The 16,875-nt window shown below is 67.7% G+C and carries 14 protein-coding genes; 8 read left to right on the forward strand and 6 right to left on the reverse strand.

The features are described 5' to 3' along the window. Nucleotides 1–32: 32 nt before the first annotated feature. The 3 genes from ABIB29_RS09140 to ABIB29_RS09150 form a co-directional block, all read right to left on the reverse strand. Entirely contained in the window at nucleotides 33–1,394 is a 1,362-nt protein-coding gene (locus tag ABIB29_RS09140) for an MFS transporter (RefSeq protein WP_354172068.1), read from the reverse strand. 342 nt (nucleotides 1,395–1,736) lie between these two features. Further along, the gene (locus tag ABIB29_RS09145; RefSeq protein WP_354172070.1) at nucleotides 1,737–2,654 is read right to left on the reverse strand and encodes a LysR family transcriptional regulator; all 918 of its coding nucleotides are present in this window, start codon (nucleotides 2,652–2,654) and stop codon (nucleotides 1,737–1,739) included. A gap of 16 nt (nucleotides 2,655–2,670) precedes the next feature. Then, the gene (locus ABIB29_RS09150) at nucleotides 2,671–4,323 is read right to left on the reverse strand and encodes a PucR family transcriptional regulator ligand-binding domain-containing protein (RefSeq protein WP_354172072.1); all 1,653 of its coding nucleotides are present in this window, start codon (nucleotides 4,321–4,323) and stop codon (nucleotides 2,671–2,673) included. A gap of 125 nt (nucleotides 4,324–4,448) precedes the next feature. Here ABIB29_RS09150 and ABIB29_RS09155 point away from each other — a divergent pair, with 125 nt between their 5' ends. The 6 genes from ABIB29_RS09155 (at nucleotide 4,449) to ABIB29_RS09180 (ending at nucleotide 10,874) form a co-directional block, all read left to right on the forward strand. Continuing rightward, nucleotides 4,449–6,014 carry a CoA-acylating methylmalonate-semialdehyde dehydrogenase gene (locus ABIB29_RS09155; RefSeq protein WP_354172074.1) on the forward strand — a complete coding sequence of 522 codons (1,566 nt, stop codon included), beginning with the start codon at nucleotides 4,449–4,451 and terminating at the stop codon, nucleotides 6,012–6,014. A gap of 34 nt (nucleotides 6,015–6,048) precedes the next feature. After that, entirely contained in the window at nucleotides 6,049–7,452 is a 1,404-nt protein-coding gene (locus tag ABIB29_RS09160; RefSeq protein WP_354172076.1) for an aspartate aminotransferase family protein, read from the forward strand. 40 nt (nucleotides 7,453–7,492) lie between these two features. Continuing rightward, nucleotides 7,493–7,774 (forward strand): hypothetical protein, encoded by a 282-nt coding sequence (locus ABIB29_RS09165; RefSeq protein WP_354172078.1) that lies wholly within the window; start codon nucleotides 7,493–7,495, stop codon nucleotides 7,772–7,774. Between the two features lie 224 nt (nucleotides 7,775–7,998). Further along, nucleotides 7,999–8,307, forward strand: a complete 309-nt coding sequence (locus tag ABIB29_RS09170; RefSeq protein ID WP_354172079.1) for a hypothetical protein — start codon at nucleotides 7,999–8,001, stop codon at nucleotides 8,305–8,307. A 615-nt stretch (nucleotides 8,308–8,922) separates the two neighbouring features. Next, a complete protein-coding gene (locus tag ABIB29_RS09175; protein WP_354172081.1) occupies nucleotides 8,923–9,456 on the forward strand; it encodes a hypothetical protein in 534 nt (177 codons plus the stop codon). A gap of 416 nt (nucleotides 9,457–9,872) precedes the next feature. Continuing rightward, complete coding sequence (locus ABIB29_RS09180; RefSeq protein WP_354172083.1) at nucleotides 9,873–10,874, forward strand: bile acid:sodium symporter family protein; 1,002 nt, start codon at nucleotides 9,873–9,875, stop codon at nucleotides 10,872–10,874. A gap of 985 nt (nucleotides 10,875–11,859) precedes the next feature. On the opposite strand, the gene ABIB29_RS09185 is transcribed toward ABIB29_RS09180, so the two are convergent. Further along, nucleotides 11,860–12,240 (reverse strand): VOC family protein, encoded by a 381-nt coding sequence (locus ABIB29_RS09185; protein WP_354172085.1) that lies wholly within the window; start codon nucleotides 12,238–12,240, stop codon nucleotides 11,860–11,862. Between the two features lie 374 nt (nucleotides 12,241–12,614). Further along, on the reverse strand, nucleotides 12,615–13,034 hold the full coding sequence (locus ABIB29_RS09190) for an ester cyclase (protein WP_354172086.1): 420 nt from the start codon (nucleotides 13,032–13,034) through the stop codon (nucleotides 12,615–12,617). A gap of 353 nt (nucleotides 13,035–13,387) precedes the next feature. Here ABIB29_RS09190 and heR point away from each other — a divergent pair, with 353 nt between their 5' ends. Both heR and ABIB29_RS09200 read left to right on the forward strand, forming a co-directional pair. Next, nucleotides 13,388–14,191 carry a heliorhodopsin HeR gene (gene heR, locus ABIB29_RS09195; RefSeq protein WP_354172088.1) on the forward strand — a complete coding sequence of 268 codons (804 nt, stop codon included), beginning with the start codon at nucleotides 13,388–13,390 and terminating at the stop codon, nucleotides 14,189–14,191. A gap of 338 nt (nucleotides 14,192–14,529) precedes the next feature. Then, nucleotides 14,530–15,924, forward strand: a complete 1,395-nt coding sequence (locus ABIB29_RS09200; RefSeq protein WP_354172090.1) for a phosphomannomutase/phosphoglucomutase — start codon at nucleotides 14,530–14,532, stop codon at nucleotides 15,922–15,924. Between the two features lie 87 nt (nucleotides 15,925–16,011). Here the strand turns inward: ABIB29_RS09200 and ABIB29_RS09205 are convergent, their stop codons facing one another. Further along, a complete protein-coding gene (locus tag ABIB29_RS09205; protein WP_354172092.1) occupies nucleotides 16,012–16,794 on the reverse strand; it encodes a DeoR/GlpR family DNA-binding transcription regulator in 783 nt (260 codons plus the stop codon). Between the last annotated feature and the right edge of the window lie 81 nt (nucleotides 16,795–16,875).

The raw sequence follows: 16,875 nt of genomic DNA on the forward strand, positions 1-16,875 counted from the left end.
GTGCGTTCGGAAGGGTGCTGGCTTGCCTGCCGCTAGTGCAGGTTGCCGCGCGTCTCGGGGACCTTGGTCAGTGTCAGCAGCAGCAGGACGATCACAGCGGCCACGGCCAGATAGATGCCGGGGGCGAGGTTGTTGCCGGTGGCGCCGATCAGCGCGGTGCCGATAAACGGCGCGGTGCCGCCGAACAGGGCGTAGGCCAGGTTGTAGCTCACGGCTGCAGAGGTGAAGCGGGTGCGGGTCGTGAAGATCTCGACGAAGAAGGTATAGCAGCCGCCGCCGTAGATGCAGAGCGGGACGACGAACAGCAGCTGGCCCAGGATCGCCAGAGTCAGCGAACCGCTGGTGACGAGCATGAAGCACGGGACCGCGAAGACGGCGATGGCCGCGGCGCCGGCGATCAGCATGGGCTTGCGGCCCACCTTGTCGCCGATCCTGCCGCAGATCGGCAGCAGGATCGCGTAGAAGAGCAGCGCCGCGGCGTTGGCCATGAGCGACTGTTCGCGGGTGAGGTTGCCGCTGGTCTGCACGAACGGGACGAAGTAGCCCACCAGGAAGTAGAAGCCCATGGCGGTCAGGCCCATGACGAACACGACCTGCACCATGCGCAGGCGGTTTTCGCGGAAGGCCTCGCGGACCGGGCTGTACTCCTTGGACTGCTCGGCTGCGGCGACCTGCTTGAACGCCTGCGACTCCTCGGTGCGGGAGCGGATCCAGAGGCCGAACACGGCCAGTGGCAGGGCCAGCAGGAACGGCACGCGCCATCCCCAGCTCATGAAGGCGTCGGCGCTCATCGACTGGCTGAGAAGCAGGATCAGTATGCCGGCGAACACGGACGGCAGCGCGGTGGCCGCGAGCGTGATGTTCAGCCAGAAGCCGCGGCGGTCGACGGGGGCGTGCTCGAACACGAACGCCGGGGCGCCGACGGACTCGCCGCCGGCGGAGAAGCCCTGCAGCAGGCGGCAGAGGACCAGCAGGATCGGGGCGAGCGCGCCGATCTGGTCGAACGTCGGGAGCAGGCCGATGGCCGCGGTGGCGACGCCGATCGTCAGCAGCGTGATGTACAGGACCTTGCGCCGCCCGATCTTGTCTCCGAGGGCGCCGAAGAACAGACCGCCGAGCGGGCGGATGAAGAACGCGACGCCGAACGTCGCGAAGACGGAGAGCAGGGCGACGACGGGGCTCTGGCTGGGGAAGAAGAGCTGGGAAAGCACCACGGCGGAGAGTCCGTAGAGCGAGAAGTCGTAGAACTCGATGAACTGCCCGACGCTGCCTCCGGCGAGGACGCGCTTCTGCATGCCGGTGGACTTCCGTCCGGTGTTGAACTCGACGGTGGGCGCGGAGCCTGAGCCTGAGCCGGGGCCGGTCGCGGGGGCTGGCTGCTGTGTGGTTGTCATGGCATCAACCGTACGGAGGCGCGGTTACCGGGGGCGCCCACGGTGTTTCGGGATGGTGAATTCGTCGGTGCGTTGTTGTTTCGCGTTCCGGCGCTGTGGCCGGGGGTTCGCGAAACACCGTGGAAACGGTGGTCCTGCTCGGGCATCGTGGTCTCCTGGTGGGGTGGTGGCCCTTCCCGGTGCGGATCCGCGCCGTTGCGGCGTCCGCGCGGTGCCCGGCTGCGCCGGGTCCGGGAAGGGGAGTCGTTGGTCAGCCCAGTCTGCGTGACCCCGGTCACACGTGTCTAATTGATTCTCTAGCTGGTTCGCATCGAGAAAATCGATGACTGGGCGGGCTCCAGGTCAACCGCGGGTGGCCCCGTAAAGCCGAAGGCACACCTCCTCGAAGGCGAGGGCGCGGCGAGTGGGGCGGACGCCGTCGGGCCGGACCAGCACCACGGCGATCGACGGCAGGTCGTCGGCGAGCGTAAGCGGGACGATCCGGTCACCGACGTAGGTCAGCTGGTGGTGGATGCGCTGGTTGAGCACGGAGTAGCCGTGCCCCTTCCCGACGAACGCCCGCACCGTCTCGTACCCCGTGGCCCGGTGGCGGATCCGCGGTTCGACCCCGGCCAGGCGGAAGAGGTGCAGGAAGTACTCCCGGGTGTGCGGCAGGTCCAGCAGGATCAGCGGCTCGGTGGCCAGCTCGGAGAGCCACACCAAGCGGTCCGCGGCGGCGGCCAGCGGATGCCCCGCATGGACGATCACGTGCGGCGGGACGCGCTCGACGACGTGCGTGGTGAACCCCGCCTCCAGTCCGATGTCGTACATCAGCGCCACGTCGCAACGCCCCTCGGCGAGGGCCCGCTGGACGAACTCCTGGTCGCCCTCGAGGAAAGAGACGTGCACGCGGGGGTGGCTGCGCTCGAACGCGGAGAGGATCACCGGGGCGCGGAACGGCGCCAGCGGGGCGAACAGGCCCACGCGGAGCTCGCCCTCGAGCGCGTCCGCCTCCCCCGCGACCAGCGCATTGATCCGGTCGGCCTCCTCGAGGAAGGGGCCGAGCTCGCGGGCCAGCCGCCGGCCGGCGTCGGTCAGGCGCAGCCCGCGCCGCGGCACCCTCACGAACAGGGACGCGCCGACCTCGCCCTCGAGCTGCGCGATCGCGGAGGACAGCGTGGACTGGGTGACGTTTAGGCGCAAGGCCGCCTCGGTCATATTCTGCGTCTCGGCGACGGCGGCGAAGTAGCGGAGCTGGACGAGCGTGAAGGGCTTGGTCACTCCCCCATTGTGCCCGTCACCGCGCGCCGGGCTGCGCACCGGGGTGCGAGCCGAGCCGCGAGACCAGGACGGCGACATGCAGGGAGGCGCGGGATTCGGCGTCGTCCAGGGGCACGCCCAGGCGGCGCTCCAGCCGGTCCAGACGCGCGTAGAGCGCCGGGCGGCTGACCAGCTCCCCGCGCGCCAGCGCTGCCTTGTTGCCGCCGGCGGCCAGGAACCGCTCGAGCAGCCCCAGCTCGGCCGGGGCCAGGCCGGCGAGCTCCGATTCCGCGAAGGCGCGCACGCGCGGGTCCTCGCGCAGGACGGCCAGCAGCCCGCGCAGCCGCACGTCCGCGGAGCGGTGGTACGGGCGCCGTGCGCGCTCGGCGGCGGGCAAGGAGGCGGCCCCCTGCGCGACGTGCCCCGCCTCGTCGAGACCGAGGGCCGTGTCCAGCAGCGAGGCCTGCGTGCGCCCGACGCCCACGGTCCACCAAGGACCGCCGCCGGGACCCTCTCCGGCGCGACCCGCGCCGCCCGCTTGCCCCGAACCACCGCTTGCGTCGAGGTCGGTCCGCGCCAGGCCGGCGCAGACGCGGGCCAGCAGGGGGTCCTCGAGCTGACGGGCCGGCAGGGCCAGCAGCAGCCCGACCTGGTCCGAGTGCAGCCGGGCCACCAGCGCCGAGGCCCGCGCGGCGGACACCACCCGGGCGAGCGCGTCCATAACCAGCCGTCCGCGGCGCTGGGCCTCGAGCGGCCCGCCGCGTCCGGCGTCGAGCGCGAGCACCACGGGGACATACGCGACGCCGGCGACCAACCCCATGGCAGCGGCCCGGTCCAGGGCCTGCTTCTCCGTCAGCGTCCCGGGCTGGCGCAGCTCGTTGACCAGCACGGCCTCGGCCTGGCGGGCCACCTCGCGCTGGTCCCGCTCGGCCATGTGGTGGATGGCCAGGGCCTGGGCGGCGCGCTGGAGGACCATGGCCGCGGCGGCGTCGTCCGGCGGGGTCCCGGGGGCGGCGAGGCGGCCCCAGTCCTGCCCGGCCCCCACGACCGGGGCGGTAAGCGTGTCCGCCGTGGCGGCCCCGGCGCGGCGGCTCGCCCAGTCCGCGGCGAGCGCGCCGGCGCCCTCCCCCGCGTGCAGCACGGTCCCGTCCGGGGACTCGAACAGCACGGGGCGCCCCGCCAGCCCGGCCGCGGCGGCGACGATTTCCCCGGCCCCGGCGTTCTCCACGCTGAGGGCGGTGAAGGCCTCGTGTACGCGGCGCGAGGCCTCCAGCTGCCGCACCTGATCCGCGACGATCATGCGGTGGACGGTCTCGGTGACGCCGACGAACCGGATCCGGCGGCGCAGGAGTATCACGGGCAGCCCCGCCGCCCCCGCGACCCCGCGCAGCAGCGCCGCCGTCGCCGGCCGGTCCCCCAGGATCTCGAAGGCGATGCCCGCCGCGCCGGCCTCACGGAAGCCGCGCAGGTGCGCGGCCACGGCGTCCGCGTCCAGCGGGGTCCCGCCGTCGAACGCCTGCCCGGTGCTGAGCACGAACTCCCCGCCCTGCAGGAGCACCGACGCCCCGGCCTGCTCGGAGACGTGGACCCAGCGGACGGGGGCGTCGAGGCCCTCGGCCCCGGCGAGGAGCTCGGGGTCCGCCGCCTGGAGCTCTGGGAGGGCGAGGAGGGTCCGGACGCTGAGATGCATGGACACAGTGTAAGCATTCTTATCCGATTTCCGACACATTGCCTGTTGTGCGGGGTGGGGCCGGCGGACAGGATGGGTGCAGGGCCGCACGGCCGAACCCCTCCCCCGATCCCCCAGGAGTGACGATGACCATCACCCAGCAGTCCGCCCGCCCCGAGGCCGCCTCCGGCGCGCCGACCATCCTCCACTGGATCGGCGGCGCCTCCACCGCGGCCGGCTCCGGGCGCACCTCAGCCGTCACCAACCCGGCCACCGGCGAGGTCTCAGGCCGCGTGGCGCTGGCCCGCAAGCAGGATGTGGACGCCGCCGTCGCCGCCGCGGCCGCCGCGTTCCCGGCCTGGCGCGACACCTCCCTGGCCCGCCGCGCGCAGGTCCTCTTCTCCTTCCGCGAGCTCCTGAACTCCCGCAAGCACGAGCTCGCGGCCATCATCACGGCCGAGCACGGCAAGGTCCTCGACGACGCGCTCGGCGAGGTCACCCGCGGCCAGGAGGTCGTCGAATTCGCCTGCGGCATGCCGCACCTGCTTAAGGGCGGCTTCACCGAGGGCGCGTCCACCAACGTCGACGTGCACTCCCTCCGCCAGCCGCTGGGCCCGGTGGCCATCATCTCCCCGTTCAACTTCCCGGCCATGGTGCCCATGTGGTTCTTCCCGCTGGCGATCGCCGCCGGCAACACGGTCGTCGTCAAGCCCAGCGAGAAGGTCCCCACCGCCACCGTGTGGATGGCCGAGCTGTGGAAGGAGGCCGGGTTGCCGGACGGCGTCTTCAACGTCGTCAACGGCGACAAGGAGGCTGTGGACGCGCTCCTGGACAACCCCTCCATCAAGGCGGTCTCCTTCGTCGGGTCCACCCCGATCGCCCAGTACGTCTACTCCCGCGGCACCGCCAACGGCAAGCGCGTGCAGGCCCTCGGCGGCGCCAAGAACCACATGGTGGTGCTGCCCGACGCCGACCTGGACCTGGCCGCCGACGCCGCGGTCAACGCCGGCTTCGGCTCCGCGGGAGAGCGCTGCATGGCCGTCTCCGCGCTGGTCGCTGTGGGCGACATCGCCGACGAGCTGGTCGCCAAGATCGCCGAGCGCACCCGCTCCCTGCGGACCGGCGACGGCCTGCGCGGCTGCGACATGGGGCCCCTGGTCACCGCGGCGCACCGCGACCGCGTGGCCGGCTACATCGATGCCGGCGAGACCGCCGGCGCCACGGTGGTCCTCGACGGCCGCGTCGACGCCGCCGCGACGGACCAGTTCGATGCCGAGTCCACACCCGAGGGCCCCTCCGGCTTCTTCCTGGGCCCCACGCTGTTCGACCACGTCACCACCGAGATGCCGATCTACACGGACGAGATCTTCGGCCCGGTGCTCTCGGTGCTGCGCGTGGACGCTTACGACGACGCCGTGCGGCTGGTCAACGACAGCCCGTACGGCAACGGCACCGCGATCTTCACGAACGACGGCGGCGCCGCCCGGCGGTTCCAGAACGAGATCCAGGTGGGCATGGTCGGCATCAACGTCCCCGTGCCGGTGCCCATGGCGTACTACTCCTTCGGCGGCTGGAAGAACTCGCTCTTCGGCGACACCCACGCCCACGGCACCGAGGGCGTGCACTTCTTCACCCGCGGCAAGGTGGTCACCACGCGCTGGCAGGACCCCAGCCACGGCGGCCTGAATCTGGGCTTCCCGCAGAACGACTAGCCACCCCACCTACACCGCGCCCCGAAGGAGCACCATGACCGAGACACTGACTTCCACCACCACCGGCGCCGGTTCCGCGGGCATCGGGCCCACGGAGGCCGAGCTGGCCGCCGGGCGCCGGGCCCACGAGCTGGACCGCGCGCACGTGTTCCACTCCTGGTCCGCCCAGGACAAGATCAACCCCATGACCGTGGTTAAGGCGGAGGGCACCCGCCTCTGGGACGGCGAGGGACGGCGGCTGCTGGACTTCTCGTCGCAGCTGGTCAACACGAACATCGGCCACCAGCACCCGAAGGTCGTCGCCGCGATCCAGGAGCAGGCCGGCAAGCTGTGCACCATCGCGCCGCAGCACGCCAACGACGCCCGCTCCGAGGCCGCCCGGCTCATCGCCGGACTGACCCCCGGGGACCTGGACCACGTGTTCTTCACCAACGGCGGGGCGGACGCCGTCGAGCACGCGATCCGCATGGCGCGCCTGCACACCGGGCGCAAGAAGGTGCTCTCGGCGTACCGCAGCTACCACGGCGGCACGCACCTGGCGATCAACGCGACCGGCGACCCGCGGCGGATCGCCAACGACTACGGGGATTCCGGCGTCGTGCACTTCTTCGCGCCGTTCCTCTACCGCTCCTCCTTCCACGCGGCCACCGAGGCCGAGGAGACGGAGCGGGCGCTGCGCCATCTGGAGGACATCATCCAGTTCGAGGGAGCGGCCAACATCGCGGCGCTGCTCCTCGAATCGGTGCCGGGCACGGCGGGCATCATGGTCCCGCCCGCCGGGTACATGGCCGGGGTTCGGGAGCTGACCCGCAAGTACGGGATTATGTACATCGCCGACGAGGTCATGGCCGGCTTCGGGCGCACCGGCAAGTGGTTCGCTGTCGACCACTGGGACGTGGTCCCGGATCTGCTGGCCTTCGCGAAGGGCGTGAACTCGGGCTACGTGCCGCTCGGCGGCGTCGCGATCTCCGGCGCGGTGTTCGACACTTTCCGCGAGCGGGCGTACCCGGGCGGACTGACCTACTCGGGCCACCCGCTGGCCTGCGCGGCGGCCGTCGCGACCATCAACGCCATGGCCGACGAGCGCATGGTGGAAAACGCCGCCGAGCTCGGCGAACGCGTGGTCCGGCCGGCGCTCGAGGACCTGGCCGCCCGCCACCCGTCCGTCGGCGAGGTCCGCGGCGTCGGGATGTTCTGGGCGATCGAGCTGGTCAAAGACCGCGGGACGCGCGAGCCGCTGGCCCCATACGGATCCTCCAGCCCGGCGATGGACGCCGTCGTCGCGTTCTGCAAGGACAACGGGCTGCTGCCGTTCGCGAACTTCAACCGCCTCCACGTGGTGCCGGCGCTGAACATCAGCGAGGAGGACCTGCGCGAGGGCCTGGCGATCCTGGACCGCGCGCTGTACGTGGCGGACGGCTTCATCGACGCCCCGTAGGCGCGTCGAGCCCCGCCCGCCGGTCGAGCCCGTCGAGCCCGTGGAGACCCCCGGGATTTCGGCGGGCTCGACCCAGCTCCTGCAGACCAGACTTGGGCTCGCCGGACCCGATGCCCGCCACTCGACACGGATCCGGCGATACATGGCCAGGCTCGCGGAACAGGACACCCCGGCGGCCTGGTTCCATGGATCTTTCGCCGTCGACCCGTGGTCCAAGGCCATCGACCTGCTGAACCTGCGCGACGAGCTCGTCGTCAACGGCTGGACCGGCTTGGCACCGGATGAACCAAGCGCCAAGCTGAATGCCCTCGCTTCCCTGTAACAGAGCCACCTTCCCCTCGACCGGGCATTCGCCGACTATCCACTGGAACTCGTTCACGAGCTCGAGAGCGATGCCACGTCGAACTGGCCGCTGGGAATAACCCGGCTTGAACTCCAGCACCCCCGGAGCTCGTTTCCCGCTATCTGGGGCCGCCTGGTCGACGCCCTCGAACGGCACGGAGTGAACATCAGGAGCCGGTTCCCCGTCCCGGGCCGGTGGGCGAGGTGACCGTGCTCGTCGCCAAAACCGAATGGGAAGCCGCCGAGCACACGGCCCGGTGGCTCGCCTGCGACGACGATTCCGGCACGGACCGCTCGGCCGTCGTCGCTTCCGCCAGCGCGGCGTTGCTAGACCAGGAACTGCAGCTGCGCGGACTGCCGCGGATCGGCGTCAGCAGCCGCTCCCGGTGGCGCGCCGTGGACCAGATCATCCCGCTGTTCTTCAACGTGCCACGGAAATCATGGAGGAAGTCACGGCCCGGCTCGGCGTTGCCCGCCTCATCAAATCGTGGAGCAACCCCGGAACGCGGCTGAAGAATCTCGATGCGCTGCGCACCCTGCTGGAGCGCTACTACGAATCGTGTGCTGCGCTTTCCAAGCCGGTCACGCTGGGCGGCTCGCTGAAGTTCCTTGCCGACGCCGACAGCGCCGGCAGTGAGAACTTCGGCGACGACGTCGTTGATGTGCTGACCTATCACAAGGCCAAGGGCCTGGAATGGCCCGCCGTGGTTCTGGCCAGCCTCGACACCGCTGTTGCAGCGGCGCCCTGGGGTGTGGCGGTTGAAGGTGTCGGCGAGATCGATGTCCGGGACCCCCTTGCCGGGCGGTGGATCCGCTTCTGGGCGTGGCCGTTTGGTGGCAAGGGCTTCAAACCGCTCTCCGCGGCGGCGGACGCTTCCGCTGTCGCCCGGCAAGTTCTGGCCCGGCGCCAGGCCGACTCCGCGCGGGTACTCTACGCGGGTCTGACCCGCTCAGTCAGCGTGACCTGCCTGGCAGCGGCCAACCCGGCCCCGGCATCGCTGAACACCCTCGCGTCCGGACCGATCGTGGAATGGACCGTAGGCGCCGGCAACGACGGAACGCTGCTCGTCCAGGGCCGCGACGGCGAACGCAGACTCTCCGTGGAAGCCTTCAGCTACGAGCCCGCCGATGGGCCAGCAGCCGGCGATGGGAGCGCCGCCCGGGAATTCGCCGACGGACTGTCCGCGCGGAGCCGCCAACTGGGACCACGTGGGCTCTGCCATCCTTGGCTATTTCGCCCTGCCGCTTGCCGGGATAGACACCGCCGTCCGGCTTCTGGCGGCGCAACGGCTCCTGGACCGCTGGACCGCTGCGTCCGCCGTCGACGCGGCCGTGGTGGTGGAAGCCGGCGACCGGATGCTCGCGTTTTTCGCCGAGCAGTACCCCGGCGCGACAGTCATTACGGAACAGTCCGTAGCCTGGCGCAACGCAGACAACCAGCTGATGGAAGGATGTATCGACCTTCTGCTGGAGACACCTGCCGGATACGTGCTGGTGGATCACAAGTCCTATCCGGGCAAGGACCCCGTTGGCCATATCAAGGACAAGTACGTTGGCCAGATGCGTGGCTATGCCGCAGCGATCCAGTCGATCACCGGGCGTCCCGTCGTCGAGACCCTGATCCACATGCCCGCGTCGGGGAAAATGTTCCGGATCAGCTGAGCCTCACCACCAGCGGGCTCCACGACTCGGATCGAGTCTCAAGTCATTACCGAAAGCGATGGCACGGGTTCTCACCTGCGTATCCCGTTACGCTCGAAATCCGCGCCGCCGCCCACGGGTTGGTCATCCTGCAATCCCGTGCCATCACTGCGCCGCCCGAACCGGGGACTGACACCCCGGAGTCCGAACCCATCTTTATCCAAAGGGGGCTCTATTTCCGGCAAGCATTGTGGGAGTGCTGCCCGGTCCGCTCTCTCCGCTGTTTGTCGACCTTTAGAATTTACGGCAACGTATCTCGAACATCCGAAAGAATTGGTTCTTCTCTTGCGTAATATCGATGACGAACATCGCCCCGCCTGCGTCATCAGTACACGCTGATTCTGAAACCCAACCCGCACTGTGCTAATCCGGTAGGTATGTCTTCCTTATCCGAATCGTCAAAGACGTCATCAGCCGCTGAAGAACGCAGCGCCCGTGTCGCAGTCACTCTTTTTCCCGTGCTTATCCTGGCCGGAGGAGCCGTAGCGCTTGCCGCCCCAACAGCCTTTACAGGGCTGGCCCCCTGGATTAACCCCCTCTTGGGACTCATCATGTTCGGCATGGGGCTAACACTCACGCCCCCTGACTTCGCCGTCATTGCCAAACGCCCTATCCCGGTGGTGATCGGAGTTGTTGCGCAATATGCCATCATGCCGTTCCTGGGCTGGTTGATCGCAGCGGCGCTGGGGCTACCCCCTGCCCTGGCCGCGGGCGTCATCCTGGTGGGCTGCTGCCCCGGCGGAACGGCTTCTAACGTCGTTTCCTACCTGGCTAGGGGTGACGTCGCTTTGTCCGTCGCCATGACGACCGTTTCAACTCTGCTTGCTCCGCTGCTGACCCCGGTGCTGGCATTGTGGCTGGCCGGTCAGTACATGCCGGTGGACGCCGGTTCGATGGCGTGGTCCATCGTCCAGATCGTGCTCTTCCCAGTGCTGCTGGGACTTTTATTTCGATTCTTCCTGCCGCGGCTCGTCAACCGTGCGCTGCCTGCCCTTCCCTGGATTTCGGTACTCGCTATCACCGCTGTGGTGGTTGCGGTGGTTGCCGGAAGCGCAAAGGCCATTTTCGCAGCCGGACTTCTGGTTCTCGCGGCCGTAATTCTGCACAATGGACTGGGGTATGCCCTCGGCTACGCTGCAGCCCGTTTATTCCGGCTCCCGATTCCCTCCAGGCGTACCACTGCGATTGAGGTCGGCATGCAGAATTCAGGCCTTGCAGCAGGTTTGGCACGGCAGTATCTGACTCCCGAAGCGGCTTTGCCGGGGGCTATTTTCTCAGTCTGGCATAACGTTTCCGGTGCGGTACTCGCAGCTTACTGGCGCCGCAGCAGCACTCCTGCCTTACGCGACAGCGAGTCTGTTCCGGCGGCTGCCAGCTAACCCTGGCAGACCACCCCGAAATCCACCGGCTCCCGGTCGACTTCGACGCCGCCGAGGCCTGCTACCTGCATGCTCAGGAGACCAGTTTTCCGCCGCAGGACATGGACGGCATCGATCCCGCCTACCGCCGCGCCGTATGCCCGCCGCCCGGGTGGAGATCGAACTGGCAGCAGGCGACGCACCGGCAGCCCGGGCCGCGGTGGAGGAGCTGATCTCGTTGTGCGCCTCGATCGGCATGCCCCTGCTGCACGCCCTCGCCGAGCAGTCCCAGGCCGCTTCACTGTTCCACGAAGGCGACCCAGCGGCTGCCCTGGTCCCGCTGACTCAGCCTCGACGCACCCTTCGAGGCGGCCCACTGCCGCGCCCTCCTGGCCAAGCTGTGCGCCGCGCTCGGCGACGGGGAATCCAACCGGCTGGAACGTGAGGCGGCGCGGGCAGTATTTTTCGAGCTGGGCGCCGCGCCGGCGCTGACGGTGACGTCGGCGTCCGGTGTCCTGGCGGGCGAGGAAATCCTGCGTTTCGTCAGCGGCGTCCTGGCAGAATCCGTGACGCCGCGTGCCTCTGCTCCGGCGTCAAGCGGAGGGCGGCCCTGAGCCGTCTCCGCTGGACGCCGCGCGGGCCGCCGTCGGCGAACCGTTTGGGTCAAGCGCCCCGGTAGATCCTCAAGGCCGCGCCGTAGCCCAGCGGCAAACCCCGGCCGTGCAGCCAGGACACCAGTACCTCCATCACCGCAGCCAGGCTGAGAACCTGATTGTCTTTCGGACCCTTGTTGGGCTTGTTTCCGGCATTATCGGATGCCGACCCCAGACCAATACGCCAATTGTGCGTAATGCCGCCGTCGACCTGGGCAGCGCAGGTGCCCGCGCTCTGAACGCTGGCAACCAGGCGGGAACCGGCTCCCGCTTTGAAAGCGGGAGCCGGTTCCCGTCTGCTCCGTTGCCAGCGGCAGCGGTGCTTCACTCCCTTATCGGCGCCAGGCCCCGACCTATGCGCGCTGGGAGATGTTGAGAATGTTGCCCTCGCTGTCCAGGAACCAGGACGCCTTCCCCCAATCGCTGGTGGCAATGCCGTTCTCCGTCTTCAGGCCGGGAAAATCGTACTCTTCAAAGACGACGCCGCGGCCCCGCAGTTCCTCCATCTCGCGTTCGATGTTGTCCGTTTCCCAGCCCATCTGGGTGTTCTTGGCTGTCCCGGCATTGTCTGTCTGGTAGACAAGGAAGCTCGTTCCTTGGCTGCAGCGGTACAACGCGCTGCCGTCCTCCATGGTTTCGGCGGGCTCGATCCCCATCTTGTCCCGGTAGAACTCCATTGCCCTGTAGATGTCCTTCGCGGGGAGGACAGCCATGATATTTGAGTCCTTGAGCATGATGATTCCCTTCTGTGCGTTGATGTTCGCAGCGATGGCGTTGCTCCCCCCGGTGTCGGTCCCCGGAATCCTCGTCCGGAGTCCGTGACCGCCCCTTGCGCCGAGCCGGGGCAGCCACATAGGACTCTTCAACGCCGCGCCACCCATCACCGGCGCGAGGGGTCCCCGAAGCTTATGTGGCCATTATGGACCGCTTGGGCCTCCGGAATTAGGGGTGCATGGCATCAGGGTGAGAGGTGCTGGGGAGGCCCCGGAGCAACGCCCCAGTCGTAGCTGACGCAGAAGGCTGTCCGGGTTTCCGGCCGGGACTCGGGGACAGCCTCCTTGGATGCCCGACGGCGGCTGTTCCGGCCGCCGTCGTGCTTCGCTTTTTCTCAGGCCATAGCCATGGCGCCGATCTGCCGCATGATACTCATGTTGTCAGTGGTGCCCCAGTGCTCGGCTACCTTGCCTTCTTCGACGCGGATGATGTCGGTGCAGTCGAACTCGACGGTCTTGCCCGTTGCCGGGATGCCGGCGAGTTCGCCACGATGGGTGCCCGTCAGGATTACGTGGCACGCCTCCATGTTTCCGGCGCTCATTGAGGGCGCGATCTCTTTGACCTTGATGTCCGGGAAAGCCGACCGCATCGTGTTCGCGAAGTACCTAACCCCGTCCCTGCCGGCCGGTTGTCCCGGGAGCCCCTCCTCGTGATCGACATAGCTTTCCGTTGCCAACTCATCGACGAGGGCGAGGTTTCCGCTCTCTAGTACGTCCTTGTAAAACCGCTCTATCAGTCCAAAACCTTCAGACATTTCCGACTCCTTGCAGACGAGAGACCGAATGGGACCCCCAGCGCCTTGACCGGGCATGCCGCACGAACCCACGCCGTCAGGCTGCCATTCCGGGAAGCGAGCACCGCGCGGAGTGCCGAGGAAGACTGTGGAAAAAGTAGTGGAACGGGCGAGATGCCCTGTTAAGTCAGAACCTATTCCGGTGTTCCGAGCGTGTCAAGATGCCGTGGCTACTGCCCGCTCGGCCTGACGGCCCGGCGTGGGAGCGGGCAGACCTCGGGCTTGCGTAGTCAGGCGGATGTACGGCCACGCGCGGGCGCCTGACTGCTATCGTGGGCAGCACAGACTGTTCGTCCGCTCATCGAGGAGCACCCATGGCGCGCACAACCCGGACCACCGACGAGCGCATCCGCCGTCTTCGCCCTTACAACCTTGTGGCCGGGTCTCTTCACTTGGTCCAGGCCATCGGCTTTGCGGTCATCCTCACCATGCTGAGCAACCAGGTCACGTTCGGTGTAACCGCGGACTACTTGGCGGGTCCTCCTGGCTTCCCGGTGCCACCTGAGCGCGTGGAACTCTTTGCCGTCAACGTGGGTGCGGGTGTTGTCGTGTTCCTCGCCCTCTCCGCACTGTTCCACTTCGCCGTAGCATCGCCCCTTTTCTTCCCGCGCTACGGTGCCGGGCTTCGAGCGAACCACAACTACTTCCGCTGGGTCGAATACTCACTCAGTTCATCCGTGATGATCTGGCTCATCGCCCAGACGACGGGGATCACCGACATCGCCGCCCTGGTCTCACTCTTCGCCGCCAATGCGGCGATGATCGGCTTCGGTGCGCTGCAGGAAAAATACGAGAAGCCTGGCAGCGGCAATTTCCTGCCCTTCATTATGGGGTCCATGGCCGGGGTGGTGCCCTGGATCGCGATCCTGATCTACTTCCTTTCCCCCGGGTCGACGAGCACGGTGGGGCCGCCCGCCTTCGTCTACGGCATCATCGTCTCGCTGTTCCTGTTCTTCAACACCTTCGCGATTAACCAGTGGCTCCAGTACCGCCAGGTGGGTCCGTGGCGCGACTACCTCTACGGCGAACGGGTCTACATCACGCTCAGCCTCATCGCCAAGACCGCCCTCGCCTGGCAGGTGTTCTCGGGCGCCATCATCCCGGCGTTGACCACCTGACCGCGAACGGCAGTCCACTTCGTTCGTTACATCTGCTTCCGTCTGCGTCCACAGGATGCCCGAGTTGAAGCGCGATTCACGGATCTGGGACTAGGGAAACCTGGTCCTCTGCCCCTGCTTAGGCGACAGGGGCGGCCCCTAAGTGACCGCCCACTGTCTGCGTGGGATTTTGCTGCTGCCTCCGCCTTCAGCACCGGGCTCGGCGACATCTAAACCTCGATGCGACGGGAGGACTCCGCGCCACCCTCCCGGCGATTCGCGCCCCCAAACCAACCCCGGCTAAGCTGATGTTGTTTATCCAACATTTTATGTTTGCATTAGCAACCACCGGGAGTCTTATGGACATGTCAGCTGCATTCAAGGCCTACGACGTGCGCGGCATCGTCGGGGAGAGCATCACCGCGGAGAGCTGCGAGGCTGTCGGAGCGGCCTTTGTTGATGTGCTGGGACTCAGCGGACAGTCGATCTTCTGCGGCGGGGACATGCGGCCATCCTCCCCCGCCTTTTCGGCCGCCTTCGCTGCCGGAGCCACGAAGCGCGGCGCGGACGTCAGGCACCTCGGCCTGATCTCCACCGACGAGCTCTACTACGCCTGCGGCGCTTTTGATGCAGCCGGCGCGATCTTCACCGCGAGCCACAATCCCGCCGAATACAACGGGATCAAGATGGCCCAGGCCGGCGCAGTGCCTGTTTCCTCCGAAACCGGACTCAACGAGATCAGGGACCTGGCCCAGCAGTACCTCGCCGAGGGGATCCCGGACGACAAATCACCGGGCACCACGTCGGAAGTCGACATCCTGACCGGCTACGCCGAGAAGCTGCGCTCCCTCGTGGACCTCAGCAGCATCCGCCCCCTCAAAGTAGTGGTGGATGCCGGCAACGGCATGGCCGGGCTGACCGTCCCCGCAGTCCTCGGGGACCAGATCCTCCCGGCGTTGCCCCTCTCAGTGATACCGCTGTACTTCGAGTTGGACGGCACCTTCCCCAACCATCCGGCAAACCCCCTGGACCCGGACAACCTCCGCGACCTGCAGGCCGCAGTCCTCGAACACGGTGCCGATCTTGGCCTGGCCTTCGACGGCGACGCCGACCGCTGCTTCGTGGTGGATGAAATGGGCCAGCCGCTGACCCCCTCTGCCATCACGTCGCTGATCGCGGTCCGCGAGATCACCCGCGCACAGGCCGCCGGCACACCGGAACCAGCCGTCATTCACAACCTGATCACCTCAAAGGCGGTACCCGAGTTTGTCACCGCCGCCGGCGGGCGGCCGGTGCGCACCCGCGTCGGTCACTCCTTCATCAAGGCCCAAATGGCCGCGGAGGGCGCCGTATTCGGCGGCGAGCACTCGGCGCACTACTACTTCCGCGACTTCTACAACGCGGATACCGGGATGCTGGCCGCGATGCATGTGCTCGCCGCCCTGGGCGAGCAGCCGCTGCCGCTGTCTGAACTTGGCGAAAAATTCGAACCGTACACGGCCAGCGGGGAAATCAATTCTTCAGTGGACGGCGTCGCCAGCACCGTGGACCGGGTCCGCGCCGGCTTCGACAGCACCAGCGGCATCATCGTAGATGAGCTTGACGGCCTGAGCGTTGCCGCCGTCACCGGCGACTGGTGGTTCAACGTGCGCGCCTCCAACACGGAAGCGCTGCTGCGGCTGAACGTCGAAGGCAAGGACGCGGAAACCATGCAGCGGGTCCGGGACAGTGTCCTGGAGATGATTCGCCGCTAAGGCGCCGAAGCGCAAAAAAGGTGCCGGGCCCCACGGGCCCGGCACCTTTTCAGCTGTGTGGGGATTTCACTGCGGCCAGCCGGGTCGTCACCGCGCCACTATCAGTTTGACGGACGCCGCCCGCAGTGCAGCTTCAATTTCCCGCGGCGGCGGAGCATCCGTGACGAGAATATCCGCCGCTTCGAAGCCGGCGAGCCGCGCCAGCGCATACCTGAGCATCTTCTGCTGGGTCGCCACCACGACCACCTGCTCGGCAGAGTTCATCAGCGCAATTTTGGTGGCACGTTCTATATCCCGCTCAATATAGAACGCCTCGTCGTGGATCCCGCTCACCCCGATAAATGCGGTCTTTGCCCGGAGCCCCGCCACGGCAGCGACGGTCATGTCCCCGTTGAACGCCTGGCTGTCCAGAAGCAGCTCCCCGCCAAGACAAATGGTCCGGGCTGAGGTCAGTTGCAGGCACCGCTGGATGGCCGGGGCCGAGTGCGTAATGATGGTGCCGGCAAAGGACGCGGGCAGCTCCTGCGCTATCTGGTACGTGGTGGTGCCGGCATCCAGGATGATGGCGTCACGCTCCCTGATGAGGGAAACACAGGCGCGGGCCACCCGCTGCTTCGCATCCGCGTCCTCGCGGACCCGCGCGGCAAAGTCAGCGTTCTGCCCGGCCCCGTTGACCGCGCTCACCCCACCATGCACCACCCGGACCAGACCACGCTGCGAGAGCTGGCGGGTGTCCCTGCGCACCGTCATGTCCGAGACTGAAAAAGTCTCGGCCAGATCGGTCGTGGAGATGAACCCCCGCCGCTCCAATTCATCAAGTATGGTGCGCTGCCGGGGCGTCAACGGCGCCTCTTCACGTGAGATGCTCATGTCCCCTTCTCCCTGCGTCCCTTAACCGGACGATTTGGCCTGGCGGGGATTTTCACTCCACGCTCCAATGTACTTTGTGAA

Source organism: Arthrobacter sp. UYEF36 (assembly GCF_040547025.1).
GTDB lineage: Bacteria > Actinomycetota > Actinomycetes > Actinomycetales > Micrococcaceae > Arthrobacter.

What these genes read in the sequence shown, in the direction of transcription:
- ABIB29_RS09140 (WP_354172068.1), bottom strand. Translation starts at nt 1,394, where the DNA reads ATGACAACCACACAGCAGCCAGCCCCCGCGACCGGCCCCGGCTCAGGC.
- ABIB29_RS09150 (WP_354172072.1), bottom strand. Translation starts at nt 4,323, where the DNA reads ATGCATCTCAGCGTCCGGACCCTCCTCGCCCTCCCAGAGCTCCAGGCG.
- ABIB29_RS09155 (WP_354172074.1), top strand. Translation starts at nt 4,449, where the DNA reads ATGACCATCACCCAGCAGTCCGCCCGCCCCGAGGCCGCCTCCGGCGCG.
- ABIB29_RS09160 (WP_354172076.1), top strand. Translation starts at nt 6,049, where the DNA reads ATGACCGAGACACTGACTTCCACCACCACCGGCGCCGGTTCCGCGGGC.
- ABIB29_RS09175 (WP_354172081.1), top strand. Translation starts at nt 8,923, where the DNA reads ATGGGCCAGCAGCCGGCGATGGGAGCGCCGCCCGGGAATTCGCCGACG.
- ABIB29_RS09180 (WP_354172083.1), top strand. Translation starts at nt 9,873, where the DNA reads ATGTCTTCCTTATCCGAATCGTCAAAGACGTCATCAGCCGCTGAAGAA.
- ABIB29_RS09185 (WP_354172085.1), bottom strand. Translation starts at nt 12,240, where the DNA reads ATGCTCAAGGACTCAAATATCATGGCTGTCCTCCCCGCGAAGGACATC.
- ABIB29_RS09190 (WP_354172086.1), bottom strand. Translation starts at nt 13,034, where the DNA reads ATGTCTGAAGGTTTTGGACTGATAGAGCGGTTTTACAAGGACGTACTA.
- heR (WP_354172088.1), top strand. Translation starts at nt 13,388, where the DNA reads ATGGCGCGCACAACCCGGACCACCGACGAGCGCATCCGCCGTCTTCGC.
- ABIB29_RS09200 (WP_354172090.1), top strand. Translation starts at nt 14,530, where the DNA reads ATGGACATGTCAGCTGCATTCAAGGCCTACGACGTGCGCGGCATCGTC.
- ABIB29_RS09205 (WP_354172092.1), bottom strand. Translation starts at nt 16,794, where the DNA reads ATGAGCATCTCACGTGAAGAGGCGCCGTTGACGCCCCGGCAGCGCACC.